Below are 11,931 nucleotides of genomic sequence, written 5' to 3'. Positions count from 1 at the left end.
TTTTTAGTTAAATATTTCTGGAAAATGAAATTCGTACTTTTCTGTAAAACCGGTAAAAATTCTTTTGAAAAGTTCTTTGTTGTCATCTCCCATTTCTACGGGGTCGAATATTGAATATTTACCATGGCTGAATAATTGTAATGCCCGTTCAAAAAGTACTTCATCTTCTAAACCAACAATACATTTATCAATTTTATCATAACCAAAAAAAGTTGCCGTTTTTTCTAAAATACTTCTCAAAGAATTAAAATGATAGGTATAAATTTTATTTGATTCACAGACTTTTTTTAATTCGCTCAGTATGGCTATATGATGAAAAAAAGGGGTATCATTGGTATTTTGTAAAGCATAACCATCAGCTCCTTTACAGTGTAAAAAGTAGCGTTTATTCTTTAGTTTTTTTCTACCTAATTCATTCCAAAGAACATTAAAAAACAAGCCATGATGAGTTGATATTACCGTTTTAATCATGTTACCTTCCGTGGTAATTAAATTACATAAATCACAAGCAACCGCAATAGCATTATTTTCATCAAGGGAGGATATGGGATCATCAATATAAATATACTTCACCCAACTGTATGCAGGGTCTTTATCAATAGCTAACTGACAAATGGCGAGAAAAAAACACCATATAAATAAGGTTTCTTCCCCTCTTGAGATTTTAATATTCTCTACAGTTTGTTCATTTCCGTCAACAATCATGCTTCGTGAAAAAGCTACGGTGGAGGTATCATAATCGATGCCGAACTTTAAATCTACATAATTATTAAAAAATGATTCAATTTTGACATCCAAATCCAACTCATGTAATCCGTCAAAAAATACAGAGTCAGGATTTAATTTAAGTACTCGGTTGGTATCATTTTCAAGGTCATTATTCCAGAAGAATAAATCTTCAGTAAACGCATTGAAATATAAAGTATCCCGACTGGTTACATTACCATCAACATCAACCTTTTTTCCGACCTGTTTAAATTCCATGGAAAGCCGGGTTTTACCACTACCATTATGAGCAAATAATAATACCAAATCTTTCATTTTACGATTATCTCCTAGTAAATCTTTTCGGAGATGCTGGGCTACCTCTGCAAGGTTTGTAAAATTAATTATTGTACTCATATTCTAGTCGTTTATTTTAGGGAACAATCCCTGCATCAAACCTTTTTTATGTAGTTTTAGCTGTTCTATCTTTTCTGTCTGGGCTGTAATTAAAGCATCTAAGGATGATAGGCAAGATGCGATTTTTTGTTGTTCTCTGAACGAAGTGTGAAAAAGTATTGTTTTATATACAATCTCACTACTAATATTTTGGACGATTCCACCAGCAGATAATTTTTGATATTGCCTTTGCATATAATCTGAGTTAAGCAGTTGTAATAAGAAAGGTTTATAATAATGATTTTCATATTCACGAAGCACAAACCAACCATCATAAATATAACCATTAATTGCTAATTCATAGGTTTTTCCAAAACTCATTGAGTTTGCTAATATCAATTCTCCAGTTTTAACTTTTCGAGATTTTTGAGCTCCTTTAAGAGTTATTCTTTCCTCAACCTTATAAATAGTAGAATTAATAGCATTCTTCGTATCACCAATTTTTATCCAATTAACACCATTTTTATCTTGTGTTAAGTAATTTTGGATTGGCCTTGGAGAGCTTCCTCTATATAGTTTAATGTAATTTGAAAACTCTTTTAAATTCCACTCTCCATCTTTCTCAAATTCCTTAAACCTATATTTAGGTACTTTTTCTCCTTCTTGAGGAAAAAGCTTTTGCATTAATCCTTTTTTGTGGTCTTTAAGCAGATCCAGCTTTTGGACTTGAGCTGCTATCATCTCATCTAAAGAGGATAGGCAGGAAGCTATTTTTTGTTGTTCGCTGGGTAAAGGATATAAAATCGGAATATTCATAAAAACAGAATCTGTTATGCTCATTCTGTCAAATCTGGCACCAGTGTTTGAAGCTTTTCTTATTGCGCTATACCAATGAATTGTTTTGAAATAGTACTCATAAAAATCGTTATTTTTATTTGTAAATCTAAAAACAGTATAAAGTGGAGACAGTACCCCTCTTTTCTTTGTTTTGTTTTTAGATATTGGACCTACTGGAGCAATATTCGAAATACGAGGGTTATAGACATAGTCGCCATCTTCTACTATATAATAATTCTCTAAATTATTTTTATTTGCAATATCTTTATCAAAATAGTCCCTTTGGTCTACGATGCCATCAATAGCGGAATTAGTAAAAACATTATTTATTAATCCATCTTTATTTTTTTTGACTATTATTTTTGCGAGTTTCCCAAGTATTTTCTCCTCCCATTCACCTTCATCCACAAACTCAGGAAAACGCAATTCAGGTGTTAATTTAGTCTTTTTACTCATAAGCTGTTAATCCTGATATTTCACGTCCTTGGGCTAATTTATTTAATTGGGGTACTAGGTCTTCCATCAATGCTAATTCTTTAACCCTGCGTTCTTTCCAGCCTAAGCTTAAGGGTTCTAATAAATCCGTAAGCTTTTCCCCGTCAAAAATCATCCGGCTCATGATCTCTTCTACAAAAGCTTTCAGGTCTGCTGTTTCTAATCCGTACTTGTGAGCTATGGCAGCCAGTTCTTTGTTGTATTTTTGAACTTTAAATGTATTGTACCCTTGATAAAGCGCCTTTACATCCTGTCCGCTGTTCCAATCCAAACTGTTGATATATTCGGTTAAATCTTCTTCTTCTTCCATTAAATTGGAATTGGATTTCAGCAAACTAATTACCTGTTCTTTAGTCATCTTATGCTTAGAAGGTTTCTTTTGCGTATTGTCTGCAATCAGTTTTATGATATAATCATAATCTATATCTGCAGAGGCAAACAATACAAATTCAAAATCCAGTTGTTGAATTTCGGGCGGTACTTCATCGCCTCCTTTTTGCTGGATTTCTCTTAGTCGCTTCGCTGTTTCCAAATACGAACTTCTAAATTCTTGTAAAGTTTCGTAAGGTAAAATGGTTTCGATGGTAGTTTTTTGATCTTCATCCAAGTCTGTATATTGATCAAGTTGGGTTTTAAGCCGTTGTACCTCTTTAAAGTTTTTCATAAAGGTAATCCTTGCAGCATCTCCTCTCAATCCGTATACTTCTTGCGGTTCATTAACAAGGTTTTGTTGTTGCATAAAATCTCCCAATTTATCTACGGCTTCTTTATATTTTTCAATAATTACCGGAGCAGGATCAACCAGCCAAATTTTTCTGGACTGTCCACTGTCTTCTCCCGAAAAAAGAGCGATAGCTTGATTTACGGCATCCTGCTGCGAACGGAAATCTAAGATATTGCCGTAAGGCTTGGAGTCATTGAGTACCCGATTGGTTCGTGAAAATGCCTGAATCAGTCCGTGATATTTCAGGTTTTTGTCTACGTACAAAGTATTCAGGTATTTGCTGTCAAAACCTGTAAGCAACATATCCACTACTATGGTAATATCAATTTTATTTTTATGTGGATAATCTTTATTACTATATTTTTGATCTTTAATGCGTTTTTGTACGTCCTGATAGTATAAATCAAACTCATGGATGCTATGATTCGTACCGTATTGTATATTGTAATCGGTAATAATTTCCGTTAAAGCTCTTTTCTTTTCTTCAGGGTTTTGTGTATTGTCTTCTCTTTCCTGAATTAAATCTTCCTGAAGTTGCTTGATATCTGCTGCATTCTTTTGGCTTTGACGGTCTCCATCCTTAGCAATTAACTGTGCGGGTGGTGAAAATACACAAGCAATATTCAACGGCAGATAATCAGGATTTTCGCTTTGTTTCTTTTTCTGAACTTCTTTGAATAACTGATAGTATTCAATAGCATTGTTGATAGAAGCAGTAGCCAAAATAGCATTAAATTTTCTGTTGTTGGTTGCTCCATTATGCTTCTCCAAAATGGACTCCACAACAGCCTTTCGTTTAACCGTTTCTCCATGATTTATTTTAGTAGAATTTTTGCCCTTAAAAAAATCTATGTGAAAACGCAATACATTTCTATCATCAATAGCATGAGTGATGGTATATTTATGTAACTTGTGTTCAAATATATCTTCCGTCACTTTGTATGTTGCTTCTTCCCCCTCTCTTATAACATAAGTCGCATTATCTCCAAAAATGGGTGTACCTGTAAAACCAAATAGCTTTGCATTGGGAAAAAACGCTTTTATCGCTGTATTATAATTTCCAAATTGAGAACGATGGCATTCGTCAAAAATGAAAACCATACGTTTATCTTTCAAAGGTTCTAACCTCTTTTTATAAATTTCTTTACCGTTTTTTTCCTTTGGTTTGTTATGCTTACTATCTTCCTCGGCTAAAGCCAAACCCAATTTTTGGATGGTAGTAACAATTACTTTGTCGGCATAGTCGGTAGAAAGCAAACGCCTTACCAATGTTTCTGTATTGGTATTTTCTTCTACACTCCCTTCCTGAAATCTATTGAATTCCTCACGGGTTTGTCTATCGAGGTCTTTCCGGTCAACTACAAATAAACATTTTTCAATATCAGGCATATCTTTCATCAAAGTAGAGGCTTTGAAAGAAGTTAGGGTTTTACCACTTCCTGTAGTATGCCAAATGTAACCGTTTCCTCTGTTTTGTTTAATAGAGTTAATAATAGCCTCTACTGCATAAATCTGATACGGACGCATCACAAGCAATTTTTGTTCGCTTTCCACCAGTACCATATATTTACTAATCATTTCTCCAAGTGTGCATTTTTTGAGGAATTTATCAGCAAAATCATAAAGATTATTAATCTTGTTATTATTGATGTCAGCTAATTCATAAACCGGAAGAAATTGTTCATCTGCATTAAATGCAAAATGCTCATTTTTATTATTCGCAAAGTATAAGGTTCTGCTTTCATTACTAACTATAAATAACTGCATAAAGCAAAGCAGAGAGTTTCCGTAACCATTGCCCGGTTCGTTTCTATAATCCACTATTTGCTGCATGGCTTTTCGCGGCGATATATCATACTTCTTTAATTCAATCTGCACCACAGGCAAACCATTGATTAAAAGAATAACATCATAACGTTGATTACTATTTTCTGTATTAATGCGTAATTGATGTATAACTTCATAATTATTTTTACACCAATCCTTGATGTTTACTAAAGTATAGTGTAGAGGAGTTCCATCTTCACGCAGGAAGTATTGTTTTTCACGCAACATTTTGGATGTAGTAAATACATCGGAATTAATTATTTCTTCCCGAAGTCGAGAAAATTCACTATCTGAAAGATGAACACGGTTAAGCTCTTCAAATTTGGCTTTAAAGTTTTCCTCAAGTGTTTTTCTATCAACTATATCCGGGCGATAATTATATTTTAAATCTGAAAGTTGTTTAATTAATTTTTTCTCTATTTCTATTTCTTTAATCATATATAAATGTATATGCCAAAATGATATATATTATTCCCTATTCTGTTAATTACAGATGGTTAGTAATTTATCTGTTCTGTTACTAGTTAATTAGATAAAGAGTACAAATATACATAAAAAGCAACGCTTATTGATGATTATAAATCATATTTACTATTCTAATGTTATCTCATCCAAGCCCTTAAGAAGATTCAATTTTTTTGATCCCGAATGGGTATTTTTAAAATCTATTTTTATGTTAATTATATGTAATACAGTAAAATATAATATAGAATTTAAAAATATAAACTACCGAAATAATAATGGGATCCGATGAGCCTTAGCGGTTATAGCAGTTGCATTAGGATGGTTTTTGCAGGTAAATCCGTTTTTGGATGTAAATTCAGATGGTTTTAATCTAATGCCTGTAGATATAAATATACGGTTTATGGTTTTGTTCTGCCTGACTTCAATGTGTAATAGCCCTGTTTCTTTACCTTTATTCTTAATTTCATTTTTCCTGTCAAATATAAAGCGTAATGATAAGCTATCCATGTAATTATAAATTTGATTAAAGGTATCAAAAAATTTGATACTTTTTTAAAAAAAGGTATCAAAAAATTGGCAGAATATGGCAGAATATGGCATAGATAAAAAAACGTAAAAAAGGGCTATAAACCGCGTAAACACAACAAAACCCGCTATTTAAGCGGGTTTATTAGCAGAGAGGATGGGATTCGAACCCACGATACGGTTACCCGTATACTACCTTTCCAGGGTAGCCTCTTCAACCACTCGAGCACCTCTCTGTTTAGTAGAGCGCAAATATAGAAATATTTTTAGATTGAACCAACTATAATATAATCTTTATTAAAATTAAATTTTATCGGGATGAACGTTTAAATTTATATTTCATCAAGAAATTAATAATATAGATATAAAACTCAAATAGTATTAAAACTATGTTTCTGATTACACTAATTATAAAATAAAAAACAACTAAGATTATCTTAGTTGTTTTTTATAATAATAAGAATTTATTTACTGTTAACTATACATATCATCGATTAGAAATTTAAATTTTTCCAATACAATTTTACGTCTAACTTTTAAAGTAGGAGTGATCTCACCAGAATCCATGTTAAAATCCATAGGAAGCAATTGAAATTTTTTAATTTTTTCAAATCCTGCTAAATGTTGCTGAATATGATTGATTCTCGCAGTGAACAAATCTTTTATTTTTTGATGAGATATAAGCTCCTCAAAAGAATTAAAATGAATATTTAAATTTTCTGCAAAATGTTTCAACGCTTCAAAATTAGGTACTAATAAGGCAGTTACATACGGTTTATTATCACCCACAACCACAGCTTTCTCAATATAATTATCATTGGTTAAAAGATTTTCAATCGGCTGCGGACAAATATATTTACCGTTAGACGTTTTCATTAAATCTTTAATGCGATCAATAATAATTAAATTACCGTTTTCGTCAAATTTTCCTGCATCACCGGTTTTGAACCATCCATCGGCAGTAAATGCATCTTTAGTCTCTTTTTCCTTCTTATAATAACCTTTAAAAACTCCGTATCCTTTAATTAAAATTTCATTCTCATCGCCTATACGTATTTGTACTCCTGTCATGGGCTTACCAACTGAATTATAGTCATAGTTTTTCAACGGAAAAGCTGCCACAGTTGCAGTGGTTTCAGTTAAGCCATATCCCACACATAAATGAATTCCAATACAATCCAAAAATTCTGTTATTTCAGGACTGATCGAAGCTCCTCCCACAGGAATAAATCTAAGATTTCCTCCCAATTGTTTCTTAACTTTTTTGAAAAACAGTGTATCAACGATTTTATACTTAAGGGCTAAAAACCAAGGGATTTTTTTGTCATTTCTTTTTAGATTGGAGTATTTTTGACCAATTTTCAAAGATGATGTAAATAATTTCTTTAAAAATTTGGGACTGTTTTGGATCTTTTCATTAACAGAAATGAAAATCTTTTGGAAAAGGCGAGGAACCGAACACATGGTTGTCGGTTTCACTTCTAAAAGAAATTGTGATATTTCTTTCGGGTTTTCACAAAAGCTCAGCTGTCCACCACTTGAAAGTACAAATGAACTCCAACATTTTTCGAATACATGACTTAATGGTAAAAACACTAATGAATTTTCATTTTTAGGAGTAAAACCAAAGAAACTTTCATGAGCTTTACAAGCTTCGATAAAATTTCCGTGAGAAAGCATTACGCCTTTAGGTTCTCCGGTTGTTCCGGAAGTATATATTATAGAAGCGATATCGTCTTTATCTTTAGAAACCACTTCACAGTCTGTTGACTGATCTTTAATCAAATCATAAAAATGATAGGAATATTTACTTTGTAATTCAATAAAATTCTTAGCTACTAAAATATGTTCAAGAGATGTTCCTTTAGAATAGATCTTTAAACAATTCGTATATTGTTTTTCATTTCCGGCAAGAATAATTTTTACATTAGCATCATCTATAATGTATTCAGCTTGTTCAGAAGTTAGAGTAGCAAAAATCGGTACAGTAACAGCACCAATAGTAAGAATCGCTAAATCTAAAATCATCCATTGCGGCATATTATCAGCATATATGGCAATCTTGTCATCAGGTTTAGCACCTAAAGACTTTAGAGCATTGGCTGTTTGTTTAACTAAATTAGTAAACTCTAACCAAGTATACGATTTCCATTCATGATTTTCTTTAAAATTTAAGGCTACTTTAGAAGATAATACTTTATTATCAAGTATGATTTGCGAAAAATTCATATATAATTTTTTTTATCGAAATTTAGAATAAGATAAGCCTAAATCTCGAAATGTAAAGTTAAGAATAATATAATTCTTATGAAATTAAGGTATGTTAATTATTTCAAAAATTAGTTAATTTTTGGCTAGATTTAGTAATATATGTACTTTTATATCCTAAAATTAGTAAAGAAATGGTATCAGGAATTGTAAATACCTTTATCCAGTGGTATGTAAAGAAAAGGGTTAAGCAAATGGAAGTGTTCATTAATAATCCTGAAGATACCCAAAATGCCGTATTAACAGCTCTTTTATATAAGGCAAAAGATACCGAATACGGGAAAAAATATAAGTTTAATCAAATAACTTCATATAAGGATTTCAAAAATCAAGTTCCATTAGTACATTATGAAGATTTCGAACCTTATATAACGAGAGCAAGAAAAGGCGAAAAAAATGTTATATGGCCCGGAGTAATTCAATGGTTTGCCAAATCATCCGGTACAACCAATGCTAAAAGTAAATTTATTCCAATTACAGAAGATAGCTTACAAGAATGTCATTATAAGGCAGGAAAAGATTTATTTTCAATGTATGCTTTCCATAATCCAAATACAAAAATTTTTCAATGTAAAAATTTAAGATTGGGAGGAACCAGGGAAAATTACGCCGGTTTCGATTCGAAATATGGAGATTTATCTGCCGTTTTAATAGATAATCTACCCTTTTGGGCAGAATGGAAAAGCACTCCAAATAAAGAAGTTTCTCTTTTAAAAGATTGGGAAATCAAATTACCGGCAATTGTGGAACAAGTCATTACGCAAGATGTGGGAAGTTTTACCGGAGTTCCCTCCTGGATGATGGTATTATTAAGAAAAGTTTTGGAAGCCACTGATAAAAAATACATTGATGAAGTATGGCCGAATGTTGAATGTTTCTTTCATGGGGGAATAAGTTTTACTCCTTATGTTGAGCAGTATGCATCCATATTTTCCAAACCGATTAATTATTATGAAATTTATAATGCTTCCGAAGGGTATTTTGCCATGCAAGATACCAATGAAAGTAAAGATATGCTCTTAATGCTCGATTATGGTATATTTTATGAGTTTATACCTATGGATGAATTTTATTCGGATAATCCGACAGTTATATCCATTGAAGATGTAAAGTTAGACACCAATTATGCATTGGTTATAACAACTAATGGCGGATTGTGGAGATACATTATAGGAGATACGGTAAAGTTTGTTTCTAAAAATCCGTATAGAATAAGAGTTACGGGAAGAACCAAATTTTATATTAATGCATTTGGTGAAGAATTGATGGTTGAAAATGCTGAAAAAGCCTTAAAAGAGGCGGAAAAAGAAACCCAAGCGATAATATCCGAATATACGGCCGGGCCGATATTTATGAAAGGAAAAGAAAAAGGTTCGCATGAGTGGATTATAGAATTTGCGCGTCAACCGAATTCTCTGGAAAAATTTACGGAAATTTTAGATAATGAATTGCAGAAATTAAATTCTGACTATGAAGCCAAAAGATATAATAATATGACATTAACGATGCCCAAAGTACATTTAGCAAGACCTCATCTTTTCTATGACTGGATGAAGGAAAGAGGTAAATTGGGTGGTCAAAATAAAATACCCCGTTTAGCTAATGACAGGGAATATTTGGATTCATTGCTGAACTTAAACCATAAATAATCTAAAAACTTTAATAATGAAACAATTTTTTTTAATTTTAGGAACTACTCTAAGCTTACTTGCCTGTTCATCTAAAAATAATACCCATTCGGTCATTGTAGGAAATGATGCAGACGAACACGGGTGTAAAAGATCTACCGGATCTCAATGGTCGCAAATTAAAAGAGATTGCGTTCAACCATTTAGTGTAGGAATTAAATTAAAACCAGTTTCCACAACCTCTACTCAAGCAGCTTATATACTTGTAGATAAAGATCGTATAGAAATATTTTCATCTGAAATACCCGGTTCAGTGATCGCACAAAAGATAAATGATACTGAATGGAAAAATGGAAATTGGATAGTAAAAAAAATTAATGATACTTATGAATTAGAAAAAGACGGCAAAACGCTTTACAAAAATAACTAATAAGGATATCTATTCAATATAATATTAGTTTACGAAAAATTATATGGTAAAACTACAGAAACTTTAGGTAACTCTATTTTTATAAAGTAGGATTTTTTTAAAGTTTTAAATTCAAATATGTATAGCATATATACACTAGAAAATGTAAAAATTTATTGCCTTAAATAATAAAATTTGAAAATAAATAATTACATTTAGAAACAGTATTAATAAATAAGAGGATGATCCAGTCACCTTTAGCAGAAAGAATGCGTCCGAAAACCCTTGAGGACTATCAATATCAAAATCATTTAATTGGAAAAGACGGTCCCATTAAACGAATGGTGGAAAGTGGAAATCTGGCTTCCATGATTTTTTGGGGTCCTCCGGGAACAGGAAAAACAACTCTGGCAGAAATAATAGCCCATGAATCTCAAAGAGACTATTATACACTTAGTGCCGTAAGCTCCGGAGTTAAAGAAGTAAGAGAAGTAATAGAAAAGGCTAAAAATCAAAATTTATTTACCGGAAAAAGTCCTATTTTGTTTATTGATGAAATCCACCGATTCAACAAGTCGCAGCAAGACAGTTTATTACAAGCCGTTGAGAAAGGATGGGTCGTATTAATCGGAGCAACCACGGAAAATCCCAGTTTTGAAGTTGTATCAGCACTATTATCCAGGTGTCAGGTATATACCCTTTATCACTTAGATAAAAAAGCGTTGTCCAATTTATTGCACAGAGCTATAACAGAAGATGAAATTTTGTCCCAAAAGAAAATAATCATAGATGAAGAAGAGGCCTTATTGCAATATTCAGGAGGCGATGCCAGAAAACTGTTAAACAGCTTGGATTTAGTAGTACAACAATTCAGTGATCAGGAGGAAATCCATATCAATAATGAAGAAATAAAAAAAGTCATTCAACAAAATATGGCTTTGTATGATAAAGGAGGAGAACAACATTACGATATCATTTCCGCCTTTATAAAGTCGATTCGAGGTTCAGATCCCAATGCAGCCGTATATTGGTTAGCTCGAATGCTGGATGGGGGAGAAGACATTAAATTTATAGCCCGAAGGATGGTTATTTCCGCTTCAGAAGATATAGGTATGGCCAATCCTACAGCTTTAATATTAGCAAATAATACCTTTCAAGCGGTAAATGTCATTGGAAATCCCGAAGCAAGAATTTTATTAAGTCAGTGTGCCATTTATTTAGCAACCTCTCCTAAATCAAATGCTTCCTATTTAGCAATAAATTCAGCCTTAGCATATGTTAAAGAAACAGGAAATTTGCCCGTTCCTCTACCAATAAGAAATGCACCCACTCAATTAATGAAAGAGCTGAATTACGGTTCAGGATATAAATATGCCCATGATTATCCGGGAAATTTTGTATATCAAGAATTTTTACCCGATCAAGCTTCTCATCAAAGTTTTTATCAACCCGGTAATAATCCGAGAGAAAACAAACTCAGAGATTATCTTAAAAATTTGTGGATGGATAAATACAATTTTTAATATGATCACAGAATCGACTAAAATTCAGTGATGTAATAAGATGTAGTAAAATAGAATAAATCTTCCTTTTAGTCCTATTTTAATTTTTCCAACCTTGCCATTCAATAGTTGCAACTAAGATAAGAATCT

Annotated in this window: 8 protein-coding genes and 1 tRNA gene; 3 read left to right on the top strand and 6 right to left on the bottom strand. The window is 32.1% G+C overall.

Features of this window, described 5'->3' with window-relative positions; genetic code table 11:
• Positions 1–3: 3 nt before the first annotated feature.
• From GYM73_RS05005 to GYM73_RS04980, 6 genes are all read right to left on the bottom strand, one after another.
• Complete coding sequence (locus tag GYM73_RS05005; protein WP_220233156.1) at positions 4–1,122, bottom strand: AAA family ATPase; 1,119 nt, start codon at positions 1,120–1,122, stop codon at positions 4–6.
• 3 nt (positions 1,123–1,125) lie between these two features.
• Positions 1,126–2,394 carry a restriction endonuclease subunit S gene (locus GYM73_RS05000; RefSeq protein ID WP_220233155.1) on the bottom strand — a complete coding sequence of 423 codons (1,269 nt, stop codon included), beginning with the start codon at positions 2,392–2,394 and terminating at the stop codon, positions 1,126–1,128.
• Positions 2,387–5,422, bottom strand: coding sequence for a type I restriction endonuclease subunit R (locus GYM73_RS04995; protein ID WP_220233154.1), 3,036 nt, complete (start codon positions 5,420–5,422; stop codon positions 2,387–2,389). The genes GYM73_RS05000 and GYM73_RS04995 overlap by 8 nt, the downstream gene beginning before the upstream one ends.
• A gap of 288 nt (positions 5,423–5,710) precedes the next feature.
• Positions 5,711–5,956, bottom strand: a complete 246-nt coding sequence (locus tag GYM73_RS04990; protein WP_220233153.1) for a hypothetical protein — start codon at positions 5,954–5,956, stop codon at positions 5,711–5,713.
• 167 nt (positions 5,957–6,123) lie between these two features.
• Positions 6,124–6,210: transfer RNA gene (locus GYM73_RS04985), tRNA-Ser, on the bottom strand.
• A 238-nt stretch (positions 6,211–6,448) separates the two neighbouring features.
• A complete protein-coding gene (locus tag GYM73_RS04980) occupies positions 6,449–8,203 on the bottom strand; it encodes a long-chain fatty acid--CoA ligase (protein WP_220233152.1) in 1,755 nt (584 codons plus the stop codon).
• Between the two features lie 173 nt (positions 8,204–8,376).
• Between GYM73_RS04980 and GYM73_RS04975 the strand changes: the two genes are divergently transcribed.
• From GYM73_RS04975 to GYM73_RS04965, 3 genes are all read left to right on the top strand, one after another.
• A complete protein-coding gene (locus tag GYM73_RS04975) occupies positions 8,377–9,891 on the top strand; it encodes a GH3 auxin-responsive promoter family protein (RefSeq protein ID WP_220233151.1) in 1,515 nt (504 codons plus the stop codon).
• 16 nt (positions 9,892–9,907) lie between these two features.
• Entirely contained in the window at positions 9,908–10,300 is a 393-nt protein-coding gene (locus tag GYM73_RS04970) for a hypothetical protein (protein ID WP_220233150.1), read from the top strand.
• Positions 10,301–10,524: 224 nt separating this feature from the next.
• Positions 10,525–11,802, top strand: a complete 1,278-nt coding sequence (locus tag GYM73_RS04965; protein ID WP_185149850.1) for a replication-associated recombination protein A — start codon at positions 10,525–10,527, stop codon at positions 11,800–11,802.
• The last annotated feature ends 129 nt before the right edge of the window (positions 11,803–11,931 follow it).

The sequence above is a fragment of the Apibacter sp. ESL0432 genome (assembly GCF_019469225.1).
In the GTDB taxonomy this organism is placed as follows: Bacteria; Bacteroidota; Bacteroidia; order Flavobacteriales; family Weeksellaceae; genus Apibacter.
This window is presented reverse-complemented; position numbering and strand designations above follow the sequence as displayed.

What these genes read in the sequence shown, in the direction of transcription:
- GYM73_RS05005 (WP_220233156.1), bottom strand. Translation starts at nt 1,122, where the DNA reads ATGAGTACAATAATTAATTTTACAAACCTTGCAGAGGTAGCCCAGCAT.
- GYM73_RS04975 (WP_220233151.1), top strand. Translation starts at nt 8,377, where the DNA reads ATGGTATCAGGAATTGTAAATACCTTTATCCAGTGGTATGTAAAGAAA.
- GYM73_RS04980 (WP_220233152.1), bottom strand. Translation starts at nt 8,203, where the DNA reads ATGAATTTTTCGCAAATCATACTTGATAATAAAGTATTATCTTCTAAA.
- GYM73_RS04970 (WP_220233150.1), top strand. Translation starts at nt 9,908, where the DNA reads ATGAAACAATTTTTTTTAATTTTAGGAACTACTCTAAGCTTACTTGCC.
- GYM73_RS04995 (WP_220233154.1), bottom strand. Translation starts at nt 5,422, where the DNA reads ATGATTAAAGAAATAGAAATAGAGAAAAAATTAATTAAACAACTTTCA.
- GYM73_RS04990 (WP_220233153.1), bottom strand. Translation starts at nt 5,956, where the DNA reads ATGGATAGCTTATCATTACGCTTTATATTTGACAGGAAAAATGAAATT.
- GYM73_RS05000 (WP_220233155.1), bottom strand. Translation starts at nt 2,394, where the DNA reads ATGAGTAAAAAGACTAAATTAACACCTGAATTGCGTTTTCCTGAGTTT.